Here is a 20,148-nt window from a genome sequence, read left to right on the forward strand (position 1 = left end):
AGCATGCGATTTCGGTCCGCCATCCGGGGCCTGACCCTGCGACTTAGCCGCCCGGCGCCGTGAGCGCGCCGGGACAAAAGGCCTGTCCATCGCATGGCGGCGCAGCCTAGCCCTGAGCAGGCCGGACGCCGCATTCTTCGCAAGGGTTCTTCCATGACCACGATGCCGATTTCCAAATACCGCGCCTATGCGCCGGTCAACCTGCCCGATCGCCGCTGGCCCTCGCAGGTGCTGACCAAGGCGCCGGTCTGGTGTTCCGTCGATCTGCGCGACGGCAACCAGGCGCTGATCGAGCCGATGGGCGTCGATCGCAAGGACCGCATGTTCAGCCTTCTGGTGAAGATGGGGTTCAAGGAGATCGAGGTCGCCTTCCCCGCCGCGTCGCAGACTGATTTCGACTTCGTCCGCTCGATCATCGAGAGCGGCGCGATCCCGGACGATGTCGCGATCCAGGTGCTGACCCAGTGCCGCTCCGAGCTGATCGAGCGCACCTTCGAGGCGGTGAAGGGCGCGAAGAACGTCATCCTGCACTTCTACAACTCGACCTCGACGCTGCAGCGCGACGTGGTCTTCCGCTCCGACCGCAAGGGCATCGTCAAGATCGCGACCGATGCAGCGGCGCAGATCAAGGCGCTGGCCGCCCAGGCGCCGGAGACCAATTTCACCTTCGAGTATTCGCCGGAGAGCTTCACCGGCACCGAGCTCGACTACGCCCTGGAGATCTGCGAGGCGGTCAAGGCGGTGATCAAGCCGACGCCGCAGAACAAGCTGATCCTCAACCTGCCGGCGACCGTCGAGATGGCGACGCCCAATGTCTATGCCGATCAGTTCGAATGGTTCGGGCGCAATATCTCCGACCGCGACAGCGTCCTGCTCTCGATCCATCCGCACAATGACCGCGGCACGGCGGTTGCGGCGGCCGAGCTCGCGCTGATGGCCGGCGCCGACCGTGTCGAGGGCACGCTGTTCGGCAATGGCGAGCGCACCGGCAATGTCGACATCGTCACCATGGCGCTGAACCTGTTCACGCAAGGGATCGACCCGGCGCTCGACCTGCGCGATGTCAACGAGATCCGCAGCATCGCCGAATACTGCACGCAGCTGCCGGTCCACGAGCGCCACCCTTATGTCGGCGAGCTCGTCTACACCGCCTTTTCCGGCTCGCATCAGGACGCGATCAAGAAGGGCTTCGACGCGCAGGAGAAGCGCAACGATCCGATCTTCCAGGTGCCCTATCTGCCGATCGACCCCAAGGATGTCGGCCGCGACTACGAGGCGGTGATCCGGATCAACTCGCAATCCGGCAAGGGTGGCATCGCCTACATCCTGCAGGCCGATCACGGCCTCGACCTGCCGCGCCCGCTGCAGATCGAGTTCTCGAAGATCGCGCAGGAGCAGATGGACGAGGAGGGCAAGGAGCTCACCAGTGCGGTACTCTGGTCCCTGTTCAGCAAGACCTACCTCCTCGCCGACGCGCCGCTGGAGCTGATCACGCACAAGACCTTCCCGGACGCTCATGGCTCGCGCACGCTGACGGCGGAGTTGAGACAGGACGGCGCAATCCGGACGATCGAGGGCGTCGGCAACGGGCCGATCGACGCCTTCGTCGATGCGCTGAAGACGACCTATGGCGTCGAGTTCTCCTTCCTCGACTATCACGAGCACGCGGTCGGGCGCGGCGCCAATGCGACCGCCGCCTGTTATGTCCAGCTCCAGGACGAGAAGGGCCGGGTCGTGCACGGAGTCGGCATCGACCCGAACATCGTCATGGCCTCGCTCAAGGCCGTGCTCAGCGGCATGCAGCGGGTGCTGGCCGGCCAGAGGGGCTGAGCGGCGGCGTTACGAGGGCGGGCGCGGCAATTATGCCGTGCCGCTTCAGGCCGTGGCGGCGCTGGCGGAAGGGACGCCGCGTCGTAGCGCCCGGTCCATGCGAACCTGTGCCTTCTCCTGACGTTGAACCTCCAGCAGCGGCTTCGCGGGCGACAATTCGTTCGGTAGGCGGCCGCCTGTGGAGGCAGTCATGCAGGAGCCCTCCGATTTCACCCGTGCCCGCCAGCGCATGGTCGAGCAGCAGCTCGCCGGTCGCGGAATTCGCGACCGGAAAGTGCTGGACGCGATGCGACTGGTTCCGCGCGAGACTTTCATCGCGGCCCAGCTCGCGCCATTCGCCTACCAGGATGGCCCGATCCCGATCGGGGAAGGGCAGACGCTCTCGCAACCCTATGTCGTCGCCTTGATGCTGGAGGCGGGCGCCATCGCGGCGCAGGACAAGGTACTCGAGATCGGCGCCGGCTCGGGCTACGTCGTGGCTCTGCTCAGCCGCATGGCGTGCAAGGTCTTCGCGATCGAGCGGCATGCCATCTTGGCGGCCCAGGCCACGAAGCGGCTGCAGCAGCTCGGCTACGACAATGCCGAGATCCTCTGCGCAGACGGGACTGAAGGCTTGCCCGCGGAGGCGCCGTTCGACGCGATCATCGTCTCGGCCGGCAGCCCTGACGTCCCCGAAGCCTTGAAGCAGCAACTCACCCTCGGCGGGCGGCTCGTCATCCCGGTCGGGCTGAACGGATACGGCCAGATGCTGACCAAGCTGACGCGGCAGGCCGAAGGCGCCTTCGCCAGCGAACGCCTCGCGCCCGTCAGCTTCGTGCCGCTGATCGGCAGACACGGCTGGGCCGCCGGAAACGAGGAATTTCCGAGCCGGGACGAGGATTAGGTCCGGCCATCTGGGCGATGCCGCGCTCTGGCGCCCGACTGGCGAACAGTCACGAAACTCGCCGGTTGACAGTTTTGCAATCGATTACATAATCCATTCCGAAGCGGTTCCACAGAATGAGCCGTGCGAGGGAGGAGTACCGGCCATGTGCGTCAGCACCACCAGTTCATCCGTCTTTTCCGGCAGCGATGCCGCCCGGCTGCGCTGAGCGCTGCCGCGAAAGCCCGGGCCATGGTCCAGATCGGCTTCAACCTGCTGACGGTCGGCGGCTTCATCGACGAGGCGCATCTGCCCTTGTGCGAGCGCATCCGCCAGATCGGTTATGACGGGGTCGAGATTCCGGTCTTCGAGGGCAATGTCGGTCACTATGAGCGGCTCGGCCGCCGCCTCGACGACATCGGCCTGGCTCGCACCATCGTCACCATCGTCGCCGAGGACAGCAACCCGCTCTCGCCCGATCAGGCCATCCGCCGACAAGCGCGCGAGCGCCATCGCTGGGCGGTCGACTGCGCTGCGGCGCTGGGCGCCACCGTCATTGCCGGGCCCTACCATTCGCCGGTCGGGGTCTTCACCGGCGAGGGACCGCGCGAGGACGAGCTCGCTTATCTCGTCGAGGCGCTGCATGCGATGGCGGATGATGCCGGCAAGGCAGGGATCGCGCTCTCGCTGGAGGCGATCAACCGCTTCGAATGCTACGTGCTGAACACGATGGAGGCTGCGAGCGCGCTGCATGCGCGGGTCGGGCATCCCAATTTCGGCTACATGTACGACACCTTCCACGCCAATATCGAGGAACGGGACCCGGTCAGCGCCTACAGAAGCTACGCTCCCGAGATCAACCATATCCACCTCTCTGAAAACGACCGCGGCATCGTCGGGCGCGGTCATGTGCCGTGGCGCGAGACATTCCGCGCCATCCGCGCCACCGGCTATGATGGCTGGCTGACGGTCGAGGCCTTCGGCCGGGCCTTGCCCTCGTTGGCGGCGGCGACGCGGGTCTGGCGCGATCTCTTCCCCGATCTCGATACGCTGCTCGTCGAGTGCCACGGCTTCATCCGGCGGGGCTGGGCGGAAGCTGGCGAGCCTGTCAAGGCAGGTGCCGCATGACTGCGAGCACGCCGGTCCTTTCGATGCGCGGCATCGGCAAGAGCTTCACCGGCGTGCGGGCGCTCGACGATGTCAGCCTCGACTGCCATGCCGGCGAGGTCCACGCCATTTGCGGCGAGAACGGAGCCGGCAAGTCAACGCTGATGAAGGTGCTCGGCGGGGTCTATCGGCCCGACGAAGGCGAGATTCTGCTCGGCGGGCAGCCGATCGCCTTCCGGCATCCGGTCGAGGCGCGCCGGGCCGGGATCAGCATTATTCACCAGGAGCTCAGCCTGCTCCCGGAGCGCAGCGTCGCCGACAACATTTTCCTTGGCCTGGAGCCGACCTGCGGCGGCCTGCTCGACCGCGTCGCCATGCAGGACGGCGCCCGCAAGCTGCTGGAGCGCGTCGGCGCCAGGGTCCATCCCGACGCGCTGGTGAAATCGCTCTCGATCGCCGAGCAGCAGTTGGTCGAGATCGCCAAGGCGCTAGCGCTCGATGCACGCATCATCGTCATGGACGAGCCCACCGCCGCGCTCGACGACCGCGATGCCGGCCGGCTGCTCGAGCTGGTCGGCACGCTCAGGCGCGAGGGCGCTGCGGTCCTCTACATCTCGCACCGCATGGCCGAGCTGAAGACGATCGCCGACCGCATCACCGTGCTGAAGGACGGCAGGCTGGTCGCGACACGCCCGGCGGCCGCGTTGACCTCGGACATGATCGTTCGGCTGATGGTTGGGCGCGATCTTGCCGATTTCTTCCCGCCGCCCGGTGATCCAGCTCGGCTCGGCCCGGTCGTCCTGTCCGTCAAAGATGCCGGCAACGCCGTGCTCTCCGACATCGCTCTCGAGCTGCGGGCCGGCGAGATCGTCGGCGTTGCCGGGCTTGAAGGCTCGGGCAAGGGCGCGCTTGGGCGTGCCCTCTTCGGCGACGAACCCTTCACCCGCGGTCGCATGATGATCGACGGGAATGAGGGGTTGATCAGCTCACCGCGTACCGCCATCGCCGCCGGCATCGGCTTCCTCTCCGACGACCGCAAGAAGGAGGGCATCGCCCCGCAGCAATCACTGCGCGACAATGTCCTGATGACCCTGCGCGCCTTCGCGCGGCGTCTGCTGCCGCCGGGCTCGGGCGCGATGGCGCGTGCCGCCGCCGACCGGCAATTGACGGCGGTCGATGTCAGGGCCGCCGGTTTCGCGCAGGAGATCCGCGAGCTCTCCGGCGGCAACCAGCAGAAGGTCGTGATCGGCCGCTGGCTGGCGCGCGATCCCAAGGTGCTGATTTTCCTTGAGCCGACCCGCGGCATCGACGTCGCCGCCAAGGCGGCAATCTACCAATTGATGCGCGGCCTCGCCGATCGCGGCCGCGCCATCCTGATGATCTCCTCCGACCTGCCCGAGATCATCGGCGTCAGCGACCGTATCCTCGTCATGCACGAGGGCCGCATCGCCGGCGAGCTCGCACGCGGCGCGAGCGAAGAAGACGTGATGCACCTTGCGCTGGGCACCGGGACGACGGAGGCCGCGGCATGAGCGCGAGCGCCGACATCGCAACCGCCCGCCCGGCGCGCGAATGGCCGGTGGCGCCGCTGCTTTTTGCCGGCTCGCTCATGCTCTATGTCGTGACCGCGCTCGCCACCGGGCAGCACGCCTATCTCACCGGCGAGGGCTTCGTTGGCCTCACGCAGCGCATGGTCGCGCTCGGTATCGTCGCACTCGGGCAGACGCTGACCATCCTGGTTGGCTCGATCGACCTCTCGGTCGCCAACCTGATCAGCGTCTCGGCCGTGCTCGCCTCCTTCATCATGAAGGGCGAGCCCGCAATGATCGCCCCCGCCGTGCTGGCGGTGCTGGCGCTCTCAGCGGCGGTCGGCCTCGTCAACGGGCTGATCATCGCCCGGCTCGACGTCAACCCGCTGATCGCGACGCTCGGCGTCGGGCTGATCCTGCAGGGCCTGCTCTCGGCGAGCTTCAGCAATTTCGCCGGCTCGGTTCCATCAGCCTTCCAGGCCTTCGCCTATGGCCGGATCGGGCCCCTGCCCTGGTCGGTGCTGCTGCTGTTCCTGCTCGCGCTGGCGATCTGGTTGATGCTGACCCGCACGCGCTTCGGCGCCCATCTCTACGCCACCGGCGGCAACCGCGACGGCGCCCGACTCGCCGGCATCCGCACCGAGCGCGTGATGATCGGCGCGCATGTGCTGTGCTCGCTCATGGCCGGGCTGACTGGGCTCTATCTCGCCAGCCGTCTGCGCGCCGGCGCGCCCTGGGTTGGCCGCGACGGCGTTTACGATCTGGAATCGATCGCCGTCGTGGTGATAGGCGGCACGCTGCTCGCCGGTGGGCGCGGCGGCGTCTGGGGCACGATGGCCGGCGTCTTCCTGTTCGCCACGCTCGACGCCGTCTTCAACATGACCGGCATCGACGCCTTCCCGAAGCAGGTGCTGCGCGGCGCCATCGTGATCCTCGCTGTCGCCGTCTATGCGGTGCGCAGCAGGGGGCATGTCGCATGAGCGCCGCGGCCGCCCAGTCTGGCCCCTCGGCAGCGCTGCGCTTCGCGCGTGGCGTCAATGTCGGTCTCGCCGTCTTCCTCGTGCTCTACGGCACGATCGCCGTATTGCAGCCGAGCTATTTCGAGGTCGAGGGCTTCCTCAATTTCCTGCGCCGGGCCGCGCCGCTGATCATCCTCGCCTGCGGCCAGCTCTTCGTCATCGCCGGCGGCGGCTTCGACTTGTCGATGGGCTCGCTGGTGACGCTGACCGTGCTCGGCGGCTCGATGCTCGCCGGCGGCAATCCCGATAATACCTGGTGGACGATCGGCGTGCTCTACCTGATCGGGCTCGGCGTCGGGCTGGTGAACGGGCTGGTCGTGACCTTGCTCAAAGTGCCCTCGATCATCGCGACACTCGGCATGCTGCTCTCGCTCAACGGCGCGGCGCTGATGTGGTCAGGCGGAGCGCCACGCGGCTATCTGCCGGAGAATTTCCGGGCGCTCGGCCGCCTCGTCTATCGCGACGTCCCGGTCACCGGGATCATGCCGCTCTCGGTGATCGTCCTCACCGTCTTCGTCGCGCTCGCCGCCTGGCTGCTGCACGCAACCGTCTTCGGCCGGCAGGTGCTGGCGGTTGGCGACAACCCGCGCGCAGCAGAGCTCTCCGGCGTACCGGTCGGCGCGACGCGCGTCCTCGTCTTCATCATCTCGGCGCTGTCGGCGGTGACCGCGGGCATCCTGCTCGGCGGCTTCGCCGGGGTCTCGACCGCGGTCGGCCAAGGACTTGAGCTGCAGGCGATCGCCGCCTGCGTCATCGGCGGGGCGCAATTGCTCGGCGGGCGCGCCAGCGTGACCGGCGCCGTCGCCGGTGCGCTCAGCCTGTTCGCGCTGTTCACGCTGCTCAACCTGATGGGATTGCCGCAGCCGCTGCGCGAGACGGTGCAGGGCCTGATCCTGATCGCCGCGGTGGCGTCGAGCGCCTGGCGCAGCAAGCGGGCGTGAAGACTGAATTTTCGGAAGCGCGTGACCCCACGCGCTCCGCCAAAGGCCGCCGGCAAGGCGGCACGACAGAGAGGGAGGTGACGATGAAGACGCATATCGCTTTGGCCGCATTACTGGCAGGCCTGTCGAGTGCCGCGCTGGCACAGAACTTCAACGATCCGGCCGAGTTCGAGCGGCAGAAGGCCCTGCTCACGGTCGCCCCGCAGGGACCGGACGGCAAACCCTGGGAGCAGAATCTCGGCGGCGAGAAGGTCGACACCGCCAAGTACAAGAAGCCCGGCCCCTACAAGCTCTGTTTCTCCAATGCCGGCGTTAACAACCCCTGGCGCGTCGTCGGCTTCACCAACATGCAGGCCGAGGTCGACGCCCACAAGGCCGACATCGCCTCGTTCACCCATGCCGATGCCGAGGGCAAGGACGACAAGCAAATCTCGGACATCAACGCCTTCGTCAACAGCGGCCAGTGCGACGCGCTGATCGTCTCGCCGAACACCACAGCGGCGTTGACGCCGGCGGTCGAGGCTGCCGCGAAGAAGCTGCCCGTCGTGGTCTTCGACCGCGGCGTCGACAGCAAGGCGCCGGTCACCTTCATCAACCCGATCGGCGGCTACGGCTTCGGCATCCAGGGCGCGAGCTTCATCGCCGAGAAGATCCCGGCCGGCGGCTCGGTGCTGGCGCTGCGCATCCTGCCAGGCGTCGACGTGTTGGAGAACCGCTGGGCCGCGGCCGAGCGCATCTTCAAGGAGAAGGGCATCAAGGTCGTCGGCGCCGAGTTCACCAATGGCGACAACGCCAAGACCAAGGCGATCGTCGAGGACTACATCAACCGCTTCGGCAAGATCGACGGCGTCTGGATGGATGCGGGCGCGACCGCGGTCGCGGCGCTCGAAGCCTTCGAGGACGCCGGCAAGCCCTATCCGGTGATCAACGGCGAGGACCAGCAGGACTTCCTGCAGAAGTGGAAGAAGAACAAGCTCACCGCGATCGCGCCGACCTATCCGACCTATCAATGGCGCACTCCGGTGATCGCGGCGATCCGCATCCTCAAGGGCGAGCCGGTCACCGGCCCGACCTGGAAGCTGCCGCAACCGGCGATCACCACCGAGACGCTCGACAAATACGTCAACGACAAGATGCCGCCGCTGCACTATGCGCTCTGCGGCTGCGAGCAGATGACGAACTATCCGGCCCGTTGGGGCGGCAAGTAACGAGGACGATGGGGCGCCCGCGCGACGCGGGCGCCCTGCCTTTTGCTCAGCCGGCAGCGATTGCGGCATGATGGAGCTCCTGCTTCCGTCGTGCCGATTCGCCGCCGCTTTTCCAGACCATTGGCCTTGCAAGACATATCCTTGACCGCTCCGACCATCGCGGAAGTCGCGCGCCTCGCCGGCGTCTCGACGGCCACGGTATCGCGCGCTTTGGCGCAGCCGGAGAAGGTCAAGGCGCGAACCCGCGAGCGCGTGATCGAGGCGGTCAAGGCGACAGGCTTCATCCCGAATGCCCAGGCCCGCAATCTCAGGCTCCAGGCGACGCGCACGGTGATCCTGCTGGTGCGCGACATCAGCAACCCGTTCTATCTTGAGATCTACAAGGGCGTCGAAGAGGCGGCGATCGACGCCGGCTACAAGGTGCTGATGGGCGATGCCCGCGACGATGACGAGCGCATCATGCGCTATGTCGACATGGTGCACGAGCGTCATGCCGATGGGCTGATCCTGATGGTCGGCCGCTTCCCCGAGGCGCTCGCCACCCGCGGCCGGCTGCCGCCGATCGTGGTCGCGCTGGAAATGCTGCCCGGGCTGAACCTGCCGACGGTCAAGGTCGATAACCACGCTGCGGCACGGGCCGCCGTTGCCCATCTCGCCAGGCTCGGCCATCGCCGTATCGCCCATATCGCCGGACCGATGCCCGATCCGATGAGCCTCGACCGCCGGGACGGCTACCTCGCCGGCCTCGCCGATGCCGGCATCGCGGCCGATCCGCGCCTCGTCGTCGAGGGTGATTTCGGCCTCGCCGCCGGACGCGCCGCGATCCGCACGCTCGACGCGGGCAGCGTCGACTACACCGCCGTCTTCGCCGCCAGCGACCAGATGGCGGTCGGCGCGATGGGCGAGTTGCGTGCGCGGGGCCGCAACGTCCCCGACGACGTCTCGGTCGTCGGCTTCGACGATATCGTGCTGGCGGAGGCGGTCGAGCCGCAGCTCACCACCGTGCATCAGCCGCGCCGCGAGATCGGGCAGGCGGCGATGGCGCTGTTGATCGCGCAATTGTCGGGACAGGGCGACCGCTCCGACCTCATGCTACCGACGCGGCTCGTCGAACGCGCCTCGACGGCGCCACCGCGCAGCGAAGATGGAAAGTCCGGATAAGCCTCAGGCCGCCGCCGTGGTGCGTCGCGCCATTGCCCCAGCGACCGCCTTTTCCAGATCCGCCTGCCAGAACGGCTTGCTCAGGCGCAGCACGCCAGCTCCCGCGCCGGCCGGCAGATCGGCATAGCCAGTGGCGAGGATGACCGGCAGGGTCGGCCAGCGTTCGCCGACTACAGCGATCAGTTGCGCCCCAGTCATTTGGGGCATGGCATGGTCGGTGATCAACAGGTCGACCTCACCGTGATCCTCCAGGATCGCCAGCGCCTCCCTGCCCGAGACCGCCTCGATGACCCTGTGGCCGAGATCCTCCAGCAGCGCGGTGGTGTTCATCAGCACGAGCGCGTCATCGTCGACCGCGAGCACGGTGAGCGGGCGGGCCGCCGCAGCGACCTCGGTCTTGAGCTCCACGGGCGGCCGGGCCGTTTCAGCCATAGCCGCCGACGCAGCAGCCGGCAGCCAGATCTCCACCGTCGTGCCTTGCCCCGGACAGCTGTCGAGCTGCAGCCGGCCGCCGAGTTGCTCGGCCATGCCGTGCACCATCGAGAGGCCAAGCCCCGTGCCCTTGCCGACCCCCTTGGTGGTGAAGAACGGCTCGGTCGCCTGGGCAAGCGTTTTGGCGTCCATGCCGATGCCATTATCGGCGACCGAAAGGCGGACATAGCCGCCGGCTGGCAAGCCGATCGGGTGCCCGCCGCCGATCTGTTCATTGCTGCCGCGGATATGCAGTACGCCACCCCTGGGCATAGCATCCCGGGCATTGACCGCGAGGTTGAGCAGGGCGGTTTCGAGCTGGTTCGGATCGGCAGTCGCCGTCGCGAGATCGGCAGGGAAATGCGTCTCGATCTGGATCAACGGGCCGATCGAGCCTTGCAGCAATTCGTTCATCCCGGCGACGAGCCCCCCGATCGCCACTGGCTGCGAGGCGAGTTCCTGCTTGCGGGCAAAGGAGAGCATGCGCTGTGTCAGCGAGACACCACGGCTCGCACCGCGGATCGCATTGTCGATCAGAGTGAGCTGGCGCTCGTCGGCGATCTGGCGGCGGACCAGTTCGAGGCTGCCGAGGATGGCGGTCAGCAGATTGTTGAAATCGTGCGCGACACCGCCAGTGAGTTGGCCGAGCATCTCGATCTTCTGTGCCTGGAACAGCGCCTCGCGCGCGACGTCGAGATCGGCCTCGATCTTGCGCCGCTCGGTCAGATCGCGCGTGATCTTAGCGTAGCCGAGCACCCGTCCGCTCGCCTGGTCGAGAATCGGATCGATGACCACATGGGCCCAGAAGCGGCTGCCGTCCTTGCGGACTCGCCAGCCCTCGCTCTCGAAGCGGCCCTCCTCCGCGGCCTGGCTCAGAGCGCGTTCCGGCAGGCCGGAAGCGCGATCCTCCTCGGTGTAGAAACGGGAGAAGGACTGGCCGATGATCTCGTGATCCTCATAACCCTTGAAGCGCCGGGCACCCGGGTTCCAGCTGATCACCATTCCCTGCGGGTCGAGCATGTAGATGGCATAGTCCGTGACGGACTCCACCAGCAGCCGATAGCGCTCGGCGGTCATCGGACCTTCCGCAATCTCGAGCACGTTTGGAACCCTGGCATGTGACATGTCGAACGCCCTGAACGCGGCGCCATGCAAAAGGTTCCCGCTGGGACAAAGAAAGATTGACGCAAGGTCAGCGCGTCGGCTTCGGCGAGACCAGAATCGCGCCGGAGGCTGCGACGACGAGCACGAGCCCGAGCCAGTCGCTCGCCGCCGGGCGTTCGCCGAGCAAGAGGACAGAGCCTAATGCGCCGACCGCCGGGACCATCAGAGTGCCGAGGCTGGCAATACCGGCCGGAAGCCGGGCGATCACTGTGAACCAGAGGAAATAGGCGAGTGCCTGCGCGCCGAGGATATGGAAGGCGAGCGCCGCCGCAACCGGCGGCGACAAGGCCTTCGGAACCGGCACGCCTTCGAAGATCAGCATGCCGACACCGGCGGCCGCGCCACCGATCAGCAATTGCCAGGCGGCGATCGCCAGTGTCGGTGCCGCGACCGGCCAGCGCTTGGTGACGATCGTACCCAGCGCCCAACTCAGGCTCGCAAGGAGAGCCAGCGCGAGCCCCGGCGACAATTGCCCGGCCCGGATCAGTGGCAGGCCGAGACAGAGCAATCCGGCAACGCCCAGCCCCAGGCCGATCAATCTCGGGCGGTCGAAGCGCTCGCCAAGCACCGGCCAGGCCATGAGCGTCGCCCAGACCGGCATGGTGAAGGTCAGGATGGCGGCGCGCGAGGTCGGCGCCATCAACTGCGCGAAGGCAAGCAGGATGTTGAAGGCGGCGATCGAGAGGATGCCGGCGACGATCAGCCTCGGCCAATGCGCCGCGAGCACCTTGAGACTGACACCGCGTGCCAGCGCGACCGCCACCAGAGCGAGGCCGGCGAAGGTCATGCCGCCGGCCCGCAAGGTCCAGGGCGCGATCTCGGTCAGCGAGATCCGGACCGCCGGCCAGTTGAAGCCCCAAAGTAGCCCGAGCAACGGGACGAGCAGAAGCGAGCGGGCTGGAACGGACGGCATGAACAGACTATGCGGGAGGATGCGTTGCCGGCGTCATGCCATTTCGATGGAGGCTCGATGCACGGCAGGCGGGAAACCCCTCCCCCTTGTGGGGAGGGGCAGGGGTGGGGGTCGCAAAGCTGGAGCGATCGGGTTGAACCCTATCGCGCTGTCGCTGCTGCCAGCCTTTTTCTTTGAGGGGTCACCAGGCGGCACCACCCCCATCCCCAACCCTTCCCCACAAGGGGGAAGGGAGAAGCTCAGGCGACCGGCTCCACCCCGCACCATTCGGCGACGAAGAGCGCCATGGTGCCGGTGATGCGCTTCAGCGAGGCGAGGCTGACGCGCTCATCGAAGGCGTGGATGTTCTGCGAGATCGGCCCGTAGCAAAGCGCCGGCACCTTGTCGTAGAGCGCGTAGACGCGGGTATCGAGATAGCCTGGGGTCATGAAGCTCTCCAGCGCCGTGCCGGTCGAGCCCTGATGGGCGCGGTCGAGCACGGCTTCCGCCTCGCTGCCGGGCTCCAGCACATAGCCCTCCGACCAGAAGCCGTTGAAGACCACCTTGGGCGGGTTGTTCGCGAGGAAATTGTCGGTGCGCGCGAAGGCGAGCACCTTGGCCTCGATGCGCTTGCCGAGCTCGTCGGCGGACATGCCGGGATAGAGCCCGATCCGGCAATCGACCCTGCACCAGCACGGCACCGAGGAGGCCCAGTCACCGCCCTCGATCTTGCCGATGTTGAGGTTGATCGGATGGGCGACATCCTCGAAATGCGACCGGCCGGACTTCTCGCGATTGAGTTCCTCCTCGAGCTCGCGCAGCGCGCCAACGGCGCGATAGGCCGCATCGATGGCGTTGGCGCCGACGCCCATCTCGCGGACATGCACCGGTTCGCCGCGGACCTCGAACTGGAACCAGAGCACGCCGGTGTTGGCACGCACGAGCATCTCCTCCTCCGGCTCGGGGATCAGCACGGCGTCGGCCTTGTAGCCGCGCAGATGCGTCATCAGCGCGCCGTTGCCGGTCGATTCCTCCTCGACCACCGACTGGACATAGACGGTCGCCGCCGGCTGCAGGCCGATGCGCCGGAGTGCGTCGAGGCAGAAGAGATTGGCGGCGCCCCCGGCCTTCATGTCGGCGCCGCCGCGGCCATAGAGCCAGTCGCCGTCGATGACCGGATCGAAGGGCGGGTGGGTCCAGAGCTCGGCCGGGCCGGTCGGCACCACGTCGACATGGGCCTGCAGGATCAGCGAGCGCCCCTTCTCCTCGCGCGGATGGTGGATGCCGACGACGATCGGCGCTTCCGAGTGCGTATCCGAGAACGGCGCGCCGCCGGGGTGGCGGCCGATCGCCTCGCGGTCCATGGCGAAGCGATCCATGGTGAAGCCGCGTGCTTTGAGGGCACGGAAGACGAAGTCCTGGACGGTATGCTCGTCACCGCGCGTCGAGGGGAAGCGGATCATCTCCTGAGTGAAGGCGACCTGTTCGACAAAGCCCGCTTCGACGGAAGCGAGGATGCGGTCACGAAGGGCGGGATCGAGCGGCATGGGTAGGGTCTCCGATACATAGGCAAGCGTTCGGCCGGCTCGTCATGGTCGGGCTTGACCCGACCATCTCGGAAACCAGCTATCTGGTCCTGAGATTCTCGGGTCTCCGCTGCGCTGCGCCCGAGAATGACGCATAGCTCACCGCCCAAACCATTGCCCGCCCGGGACGGCGGCGAGGAGCTGGCGGGTGTAGGCGTGCTGCGGGGCGGCGAAGAGCGCGGCGGTCGGGCCGCTCTCGACGATCCTGCCGCGCTGCATCACCGCGATCTTGTCGCAGATCTGGGCGGCGACGCGCAGGTCGTGGGTGACGAACAGGATGGCGAGGCCGAGCCGCTGCTGGATGTCCTTGATCAGCGTCAGGATCTGCGCCTGCACGGAGACGTCGAGCGCCGAGACCGCCTCGTCGGCGACGAGCACATCGGGCTCCAGCGCGAGGGCCCGGGCGATGCCGATGCGCTGGCGCTGGCCGCCGGAGAATTCATGCGGGTAGCGGTCGATCGCGTTGGCGGAGAGCCCGACCAGTTCGAGCAACTCCTTCGCCCGCGCCAGCGCGTCCTTGCGCGAGACGCCATGCGCGACCGGCCCGTCCGAGATGATCCGGCCGACGGTCTGGCGCGGGTTGAGCGAGGCGAACGGGTCCTGGAAGACCATCTGGATGCGCTTGCGATGCGGGCGCAGCGCAGCGACGCTGAGATCGGTGATGGCGAGATCGCCGAGCACGATGCGCCCTGTATCCGGCTCGATCAGGCGCAGGCAGCAGCGCCCGACCGTCGACTTGCCCGAACCGGATTCACCGACGAGCCCGAGCGTCTCGCCCCGCGCCAGCGTGAAGCTGACATCGTCGGCGGCCCTGACCTCGCGGCCGGGGCGGAAGAAGGCGCGCTTGCGATAGACCTTGCCGAGCTTCTCGACGGTGAGCACCGGCTTGCTCTCCGGCAGCGCCGGCCGCTCCGGCGGCGTCAGCGAGGGCACGGCGGCGAGCAGCTTCTGGGTGTAGGGATGGCGCGGCGAACCCAGCACCTGATCGACCGTGCCCTCCTCGACCAGCACGCCCTTTTCCAACACAGCGATCCGGTCGGCGATCTCGGCGACGACGCCCATGTCATGGGTGATGAATAGGACCGCCGTGCCGTGCTTGTGGCGGAGATTGTCGAGCAGCTTGAGGATCTGCGCCTGCGTGGTCACGTCGAGCGCGGTGGTCGGCTCGTCGGCGATCAGCAGCTTGGGCTCGAGCGCCAGCGCCATCGCGATCATCACGCGCTGGCGCTGGCCGCCCGAGAGCTCGTGCGGATAGGCGCGCGCCAGCCGTTCGGGCTCGGGCAGGCCGACCTCGGTCAGCAATGCGACGGCGCGGGCATAGCGTTCCGGTTTGCTCAGCAGCCGATGCGCCTCGAAGGTCTCGACGATCTGGTCGGCGACGCGCATGACCGGGTTGAGCGAGGTCATCGGCTCCTGGAAGATCATGCCGACCTCGCGGCCGCGCACGTCCTGCATGGCGTCTTCGGAGAGCGCGAGCAGGTCGCGGCCGGCGAGCCTGATCGCGCCCGCGACCGGTTTCACCGCGCGCGGCAGCAAGCCCATCACCGCATGGGCGATCATCGACTTGCCGGAGCCGGATTCGCCGACGACGCAGAGCGTCTCGCCGGGGGCGATGCTCAGCGTCACGTCTTCGACCGCAAAGGCGCGGTCGGCAAGCGACGGCAGAGCGAGCTTCAGGCCTTCGATCGAAAGAACGGGAGCGGCCATCATTCCCTCTCCCGGGCAAGGCGCGGGTTCAGCGCGTCGTTCAGCCCCTCGCCGGCGAGATTGAGCGCCAGCACGGTCAGGAAGATCGCGACGCCGGGGAAGAAGCTGATCCACCAGGCATCGAGCAGGCGCGTGCGGCCGGCGCCGACCATGTAGCCCCAGCTCATCAGGTTGGGATCGCCGAGGCCGAGGAAGGAGAGCGAGGATTCGAGCAGGATCGCCGAGCCGATCATCAGCGAGCCCATGACGATGATCGGCGCGATCGTATTGGGCAGGACCTGGCTCCAGATGATGCGCGACGTGGGCTGGCCGATGGTGATCGCCGCCTGGACATATTCGCGCGTCTTCAGCGAGAGCACCTCGCCGCGCACCAATCGCGCCACCGGCGGCCACGACACCACGCCGATCGCAAGCACGATCGAGCCGAGCTTGGGCTGCAGGATCGCGACCAGGACGATGGCGAGAGCGAAGGAGGGAATGGTCTGGAAGAATTCGGTGAAGCGCATCAGCGCATCGTCGATGAGCCCGCCGGCATAGCCGGCGATGGCGCCGAGCGGCACGCCGATCAGCAGCGCGACCAGCGTCGAGACCAGCCCGATCGTCAGCGAGACGCGGGCGCCATGCGCGAGGCCGGAGGCAAGGTCGCGCCCGAGCGTATCGGTGCCGAGCGGGAAGCGCTCCATCACGAAGGGGGCGAGAAAGGGCCGCGCCACCGTCCGCCAGGGCGACTGCGGATAGAGCGAGGGCGCGAGGATGGCAAAGAGAACCACCGCGACCAGAATGATGAGGCCGATCAGGGCGCCGCGATTGCGGGCGAAGCGCTTGAGGAAGTTCATGACACCGCCTCGATGCGCGGATCAGCCAGCCGGTAGACGATATCGGTCAGGATATTGAAGCCGACGACCATGGCCGAGGAGATGAAGAAGACGCCGAGCAGCACGGAATAATCACGCTGCACCAAGGCATCGAACATCAGCCGTCCGATCCCCGGCCAGGCAAAGACGGTCTCGGTCAGCACCGCGCCGCCGACGAGCTGGCCGGCCTGGAGCCCCGCCAGCGTCACCACCGGCAGGATCGCGTTGCGGGCGACATGGCGGCGCGAGATCACGCCGGGACTGAGGCCCTTGGCGCGGGCCGTCTTGACGAAATCGGCGCCGGCGACCTCGAGCATCGAGGCTCGCATCATCCTGGCGTAGAGCGCAGTGAAGAACAGGCCGAGCGTCAGGGCCGGCAGGACGAGATGGCTGGTGATATCCAGCGCGCGGGCAAGGCCGGAATAGTTCGCGCCGATGGTCTCGTAGCCGACATTGGGTACGAGGCCGAGTTTCAGCGAGAAGACGATCTGGCTCATCAGCGCGACCCAGAACAGGGGGGTCGCATAGAAGACCAGCGCCAGCGTGGTGATGACGCTGTCCTGCCAGCGGCCGGCGCGGCGGGCGGCGAGCGCGCCCATCAGGACGCCTAAGCCGAGCGAGACCAGGAAAGCGGCGCCGGTAAGCAGCAATGTCGCCGGCAAACGATCGAGGATCAGGCTCAGCACCGTCTGCTGCTGGCGGTAACTGAAGCCGAGGTCGAAGGTGAGATAGCCCTTGAGATAGACCCAGAGCTGGGTCAGCAGCGGCTGGTCGAGGCCGAAGCGCTCGCGCAGCTGGATCAGCAGTTGCTCGTCGGCGGCGCCCGCCTCTCCGGCCAGCACCTGTGCCGGGTCGCCGGGCGCGGCCCGGATCAGGAAGAAGTTCAGCACCGCGATGGCGAAGAGGACGACGATCCCCTTCGCGAGGCGGCCAGCGAGGAATTGCGCGAGGTTCATTCAGACGATCCGGCTGGGCGCGCACCCTTCTCCCACCCATCTCGGGCTTGCCCGAGATGGGCTACCCAAGGTGTCAAAATCGGCGACGGCCGACTTTGATGCGGGAGAAGGTGGCAGCGCGCAGCGCTGACGGATGAGGGGTCTCGCGACGATTGCCGCGTCGGCGGATGGCATGATCGAGCTTCGGAGAGGGCAGCGCGACCCCTCATCCGGCGCTACGCGCCACCTTCTCCCGCAAGGGGAGAAGGGAAGGCGAGCAAGCCCCATCACTCCTTCCAGGCATCGCGGAAGCCGTCGTCGACGCCGATGCCGGTGGTGACGAGGTTCTTGACGTTGCAGCGATAGATCGTCGGGAAATCCATCTCGAGCAGCCAGAGCACCGGCAATTCGTCGGCGAGGAGCTTCTGCACCTTGGTATAGAGGTCCTGGCGTTCCTTGTCGGTCGGCGCGATCGCCGCCTCGGCGAAGAGCTTGTCGACCTCGGGGTTGGAATAGCCGCCGACATTGGCGAAAGGATTGCCCTTGGCGATGTTGGTCGAGATGTAGCTGCGCGCCACGCCCATGGCGGGATCGCCGAGCTGGTAGAGGAAGTTGAAGTTGAGATCGAAGTCCCAGTTGCTGGCCTTCTGGGTCCAGCCGGGCACGTCGGTGTTCTCGACCTGCACCTTGACCCCGACATCCTCGAGGTTCTGCTTGATCGCCTCGGTCCAGCGCGTCCAGGTCTCGCCATAGGGCAGGTTGAGCAGGCGGATCGTCTCGCCCTTGTAGCCGGAGGCCTTGATTAGCTCCTTCGCCTTCTTCGGGTCGAAGGCGTAGAGCGGCACGTCGGACGAATAGAACTTGGTCTTCGACGAGATCGGGCCGGTCGGCAGCTTGCCGAGCCCGCCCCAGACCACCTCGCGGCCGAATTCGCGGTCGATCGCGTACATCAGGCCCTGGCGGAACTGCTTGTTGCCGAGAATGCCGTTGCGGACATTGGGCGTCAGCCAGGCATGGGGCGCGAACATCTCCCAGCCCTTGGTGGTCACGCAGGTGTTGGGCAGCTTGGAGAGCCGCGCCACGTCGTAGACATCGACCGAGCCGCCGGTCAGCACATCGACCTTGCCGGTCTCGTAGGCGACGGCGCGCGCTGCCGCGTCGGGGATGATCTGCCAGTAGATCTCGTCGAGGTTCGGCTTGCCCTTCAGCCAGTAGTTCTCGTTCTTGACGAGGTGGATATAGGAGCCCTTCTTCCACTCCTTCAGCTTGAAGGGGCCGGTGCCGATCGGCGTGTTGTTGGCCGGGTTGGCGCGGTAATCGGTGCCGTCATAGATGTGCTTGGGGATCATCGGCGCGGAGGCGACCTCCTGTGTCATGATCATCGGGCCGAAGGGCTGCTTCAGCGTGATCTTCACGGTGAGGTCGTCGACCTTCTCGATCTTCTCGACCTGGGCGTTGACGATCGGGCGCCAGCGCGGATGGACCTCGCGCAAGAACTTGTCGAGCGTGAAGACGACATCGTCGGCCGTGAACGGCTTGCCGTCATGCCAGGTCACGCCCTCCTGCAGCTTGAAGGTGTAGACCTTGGCGTCCGGCGAAATCTCCCAGCTCTTCGCCAGCGAGGGCTGCGGATTAAGCTTCTCGTCATAGCGCAGCAGGGATTCGTAGATGTTGCCGGCGACCATGTTGGTCGGGCCGTTCTGATTGAGCCCCTGCATCAGCATCGGCGGCTCGGGCTGGACGACGACATGGACCGTGCCGCCCTTCTTCGGTGTCGGTGTCGGTGTCTGAGCTTGCGCCACTCCGAGCGCCAGGACGGAGGCGGCGAGCGCCAGGCCAAATCTCAATCCGGTCATCGTCGTTCTCCGTTCCCAGCGCCGGGATCCGCAGCACGCAGCGGCCCAAGCGTCCCCGTTTTTCATTCACCGGCCAGCTCAGGCGGATCGCACCCGATCATGCGCCGGTTGGCAAGCTCCGCTGCAATGAAAGCGAGAGACAAAATCCGTGTCAATGCTTGACATGGCGTGTTATTAGGCGACACGCTCAGCAATCGAACATGGCGCAGCCTTCAGGTGCAATGAATCAGGATGACCGGGCCAGGGCCGCGCAACTGCCGCCGGGCGTGCCGATCGTCCGGGCGGTCGATCGCGCCATCGCCTTGCTCAGAGCCTTCCGCCCGGAGCACCCCCGGCTCGGCCTCAGCGAACTGGCGCGGCAGGTCGGCCTCGACAAGGGCACGACGCGGCGCCTCCTGCTGACGCTGCAGCTCAACGAGCTCGTCGAATACGACGAACACGCACAAAGCTATGCGCTGGCGGTCGGGCTGATCGAGCTCGGCAGCGCCGTCACGACCGGCCGCGAATTGCGCGACATCTCCGGGCCCTATCTGACCGAGATCGCCGAAAAGACCGGTGCGACCGCCTTCCTCTGGGTGCATATCGCCGGGCGCGGCCTCTGCGTCGACCGGGTGCGGGCCTCGCTGCCGCATGTCGACGCGACCTGGTTCGCGGTCGGGGCGCAGGCACCGTTGAACTGCGGCGGTGGTCCGAGGGTGCTGCTGGCCTATCTCGACGATGACCAGCGCCGGTTCGCCCTCTCGCTCGATCTGCCCAAGCGCGCGCCGGCGAGCCAGACCGATCCGGAGCTCCTCTGGCACGAGGCCGACCGCATCAAGGCGCAAGGCTGGGAGCTCGCCGCCGACGATTTCTTCATCGGGCTGACCGGCGTCGGCGTACCGATCTTCGACCGCGCCGGCGTGCTCGCCGGAGCGCTCAGCATCTCCTCGCTGACCTCGATCGTCGCACCGGAAGGGCATCCGGTGCATCTCGACGCGCTGCGCGACGCGGCAGCGCGGATCGGGGCGCGGGTGCTGCCGGCTTGAG

The 20,148-nt window shown here is 67.1% G+C and carries 17 protein-coding genes; 9 read left to right on the forward strand and 8 right to left on the reverse strand.

What is annotated here, in order from left to right; genetic code table 11:
• The first annotated feature begins 162 nt into the window (after window positions 1-162).
• On the forward strand, window positions 163-1,830 hold the full coding sequence (gene leuA / locus ACSQ24_RS23150) for a 2-isopropylmalate synthase (protein WP_436097953.1): 1,668 nt from the start codon (window positions 163-165) through the stop codon (window positions 1,828-1,830).
• Window positions 1,831-1,875: 45 nt separating this feature from the next.
• Here the strand turns inward: leuA and ACSQ24_RS23155 are convergent, their stop codons facing one another.
• Window positions 1,876-2,022, reverse strand: coding sequence for a hypothetical protein (locus ACSQ24_RS23155; protein ID WP_436096958.1), 147 nt, complete (start codon window positions 2,020-2,022; stop codon window positions 1,876-1,878).
• Between ACSQ24_RS23155 and ACSQ24_RS23160 the strand changes: the two genes are divergently transcribed.
• The 7 genes from ACSQ24_RS23160 to ACSQ24_RS23190 all read left to right on the forward strand — a co-directional run bounded on the left by ACSQ24_RS23160 (window position 2,021) and on the right by ACSQ24_RS23190 (window position 9,657).
• Window positions 2,021-2,713 (forward strand): protein-L-isoaspartate(D-aspartate) O-methyltransferase, encoded by a 693-nt coding sequence (locus ACSQ24_RS23160; RefSeq protein ID WP_436096959.1) that lies wholly within the window; start codon window positions 2,021-2,023, stop codon window positions 2,711-2,713. The two genes, ACSQ24_RS23155 and ACSQ24_RS23160, sit on opposite strands and share 2 nt — an antisense overlap.
• Before the next feature lie 231 nt (window positions 2,714-2,944).
• On the forward strand, window positions 2,945-3,820 hold the full coding sequence (locus ACSQ24_RS23165; protein WP_436096960.1) for a sugar phosphate isomerase/epimerase family protein: 876 nt from the start codon (window positions 2,945-2,947) through the stop codon (window positions 3,818-3,820).
• The gene (locus ACSQ24_RS23170; protein WP_436096961.1) at window positions 3,817-5,331 is read left to right on the forward strand and encodes a sugar ABC transporter ATP-binding protein; all 1,515 of its coding nucleotides are present in this window, start codon (window positions 3,817-3,819) and stop codon (window positions 5,329-5,331) included. Before ACSQ24_RS23165 ends, ACSQ24_RS23170 begins: the two co-directional genes overlap by 4 nt.
• The gene (locus tag ACSQ24_RS23175; RefSeq protein WP_436096962.1) at window positions 5,328-6,308 is read left to right on the forward strand and encodes an ABC transporter permease; all 981 of its coding nucleotides are present in this window, start codon (window positions 5,328-5,330) and stop codon (window positions 6,306-6,308) included. The genes ACSQ24_RS23170 and ACSQ24_RS23175 overlap by 4 nt, the downstream gene beginning before the upstream one ends.
• On the forward strand, window positions 6,305-7,288 hold the full coding sequence (locus ACSQ24_RS23180) for an ABC transporter permease (protein ID WP_436096963.1): 984 nt from the start codon (window positions 6,305-6,307) through the stop codon (window positions 7,286-7,288). Before ACSQ24_RS23175 ends, ACSQ24_RS23180 begins: the two co-directional genes overlap by 4 nt.
• 83 nt (window positions 7,289-7,371) lie before the next feature.
• The gene (locus ACSQ24_RS23185; protein ID WP_436096964.1) at window positions 7,372-8,496 is read left to right on the forward strand and encodes an ABC transporter substrate-binding protein; all 1,125 of its coding nucleotides are present in this window, start codon (window positions 7,372-7,374) and stop codon (window positions 8,494-8,496) included.
• Between the two features lie 141 nt (window positions 8,497-8,637).
• Window positions 8,638-9,657 (forward strand): LacI family DNA-binding transcriptional regulator, encoded by a 1,020-nt coding sequence (locus ACSQ24_RS23190; RefSeq protein ID WP_436096965.1) that lies wholly within the window; start codon window positions 8,638-8,640, stop codon window positions 9,655-9,657.
• A gap of 3 nt (window positions 9,658-9,660) precedes the next feature.
• On the opposite strand, the gene ACSQ24_RS23195 is transcribed toward ACSQ24_RS23190, so the two are convergent.
• From ACSQ24_RS23195 to ACSQ24_RS23225, 7 genes are all read right to left on the reverse strand, one after another.
• Window positions 9,661-11,205: an ATP-binding protein gene (locus ACSQ24_RS23195; RefSeq protein ID WP_436096966.1), complete on the reverse strand. Its 1,545-nt coding sequence runs from the start codon at window positions 11,203-11,205 to the stop codon at window positions 9,661-9,663.
• 115 nt (window positions 11,206-11,320) lie between these two features.
• Entirely contained in the window at window positions 11,321-12,205 is an 885-nt protein-coding gene (locus ACSQ24_RS23200) for a DMT family transporter (protein ID WP_436096967.1), read from the reverse strand.
• 239 nt (window positions 12,206-12,444) lie between these two features.
• The gene (locus ACSQ24_RS23205; RefSeq protein WP_436096968.1) at window positions 12,445-13,731 is read right to left on the reverse strand and encodes an ArgE/DapE family deacylase; all 1,287 of its coding nucleotides are present in this window, start codon (window positions 13,729-13,731) and stop codon (window positions 12,445-12,447) included.
• 138 nt (window positions 13,732-13,869) lie between these two features.
• Window positions 13,870-15,477, reverse strand: coding sequence for an ABC transporter ATP-binding protein (locus tag ACSQ24_RS23210; RefSeq protein ID WP_436096969.1), 1,608 nt, complete (start codon window positions 15,475-15,477; stop codon window positions 13,870-13,872).
• Entirely contained in the window at window positions 15,477-16,313 is an 837-nt protein-coding gene (locus ACSQ24_RS23215; RefSeq protein WP_436096970.1) for an ABC transporter permease, read from the reverse strand. The genes ACSQ24_RS23210 and ACSQ24_RS23215 overlap by 1 nt, the downstream gene beginning before the upstream one ends.
• Window positions 16,310-17,287, reverse strand: coding sequence for an ABC transporter permease (locus ACSQ24_RS23220; RefSeq protein ID WP_436096971.1), 978 nt, complete (start codon window positions 17,285-17,287; stop codon window positions 16,310-16,312). Before ACSQ24_RS23220 ends, ACSQ24_RS23215 begins: the two co-directional genes overlap by 4 nt.
• A gap of 266 nt (window positions 17,288-17,553) precedes the next feature.
• Window positions 17,554-19,122: an ABC transporter substrate-binding protein gene (locus ACSQ24_RS23225; protein WP_436096972.1), complete on the reverse strand. Its 1,569-nt coding sequence runs from the start codon at window positions 19,120-19,122 to the stop codon at window positions 17,554-17,556.
• A gap of 221 nt (window positions 19,123-19,343) precedes the next feature.
• Between ACSQ24_RS23225 and ACSQ24_RS23230 the strand changes: the two genes are divergently transcribed.
• Complete coding sequence (locus ACSQ24_RS23230; RefSeq protein WP_436096973.1) at window positions 19,344-20,147, forward strand: IclR family transcriptional regulator; 804 nt, start codon at window positions 19,344-19,346, stop codon at window positions 20,145-20,147.
• Window position 20,148 lies beyond the last annotated feature (1 nt).

This window comes from Allobosea sp. LjRoot237 (assembly GCF_964253285.1).
Lineage (GTDB): Bacteria > Pseudomonadota > Alphaproteobacteria > Rhizobiales > Beijerinckiaceae > Allobosea.

What these genes read in the sequence shown, in the direction of transcription:
- ACSQ24_RS23185 (WP_436096964.1), top strand. Translation starts at nt 7,372, where the DNA reads ATGAAGACGCATATCGCTTTGGCCGCATTACTGGCAGGCCTGTCGAGT.
- ACSQ24_RS23215 (WP_436096970.1), bottom strand. Translation starts at nt 16,313, where the DNA reads ATGAACTTCCTCAAGCGCTTCGCCCGCAATCGCGGCGCCCTGATCGGC.
- ACSQ24_RS23200 (WP_436096967.1), bottom strand. Translation starts at nt 12,205, where the DNA reads ATGCCGTCCGTTCCAGCCCGCTCGCTTCTGCTCGTCCCGTTGCTCGGG.
- ACSQ24_RS23205 (WP_436096968.1), bottom strand. Translation starts at nt 13,731, where the DNA reads ATGCCGCTCGATCCCGCCCTTCGTGACCGCATCCTCGCTTCCGTCGAA.
- ACSQ24_RS23210 (WP_436096969.1), bottom strand. Translation starts at nt 15,477, where the DNA reads ATGGCCGCTCCCGTTCTTTCGATCGAAGGCCTGAAGCTCGCTCTGCCG.
- ACSQ24_RS23225 (WP_436096972.1), bottom strand. Translation starts at nt 19,122, where the DNA reads ATGACCGGATTGAGATTTGGCCTGGCGCTCGCCGCCTCCGTCCTGGCG.
- ACSQ24_RS23175 (WP_436096962.1), top strand. Translation starts at nt 5,328, where the DNA reads ATGAGCGCGAGCGCCGACATCGCAACCGCCCGCCCGGCGCGCGAATGG.
- ACSQ24_RS23230 (WP_436096973.1), top strand. Translation starts at nt 19,344, where the DNA reads ATGAATCAGGATGACCGGGCCAGGGCCGCGCAACTGCCGCCGGGCGTG.
- ACSQ24_RS23180 (WP_436096963.1), top strand. Translation starts at nt 6,305, where the DNA reads ATGAGCGCCGCGGCCGCCCAGTCTGGCCCCTCGGCAGCGCTGCGCTTC.
- leuA (WP_436097953.1), top strand. Translation starts at nt 163, where the DNA reads ATGCCGATTTCCAAATACCGCGCCTATGCGCCGGTCAACCTGCCCGAT.
- ACSQ24_RS23220 (WP_436096971.1), bottom strand. Translation starts at nt 17,287, where the DNA reads ATGAACCTCGCGCAATTCCTCGCTGGCCGCCTCGCGAAGGGGATCGTC.
- ACSQ24_RS23195 (WP_436096966.1), bottom strand. Translation starts at nt 11,205, where the DNA reads ATGACCGCCGAGCGCTATCGGCTGCTGGTGGAGTCCGTCACGGACTAT.
- ACSQ24_RS23160 (WP_436096959.1), top strand. Translation starts at nt 2,021, where the DNA reads ATGCAGGAGCCCTCCGATTTCACCCGTGCCCGCCAGCGCATGGTCGAG.
- ACSQ24_RS23170 (WP_436096961.1), top strand. Translation starts at nt 3,817, where the DNA reads ATGACTGCGAGCACGCCGGTCCTTTCGATGCGCGGCATCGGCAAGAGC.
- ACSQ24_RS23155 (WP_436096958.1), bottom strand. Translation starts at nt 2,022, where the DNA reads ATGACTGCCTCCACAGGCGGCCGCCTACCGAACGAATTGTCGCCCGCG.
- ACSQ24_RS23165 (WP_436096960.1), top strand. Translation starts at nt 2,945, where the DNA reads ATGGTCCAGATCGGCTTCAACCTGCTGACGGTCGGCGGCTTCATCGAC.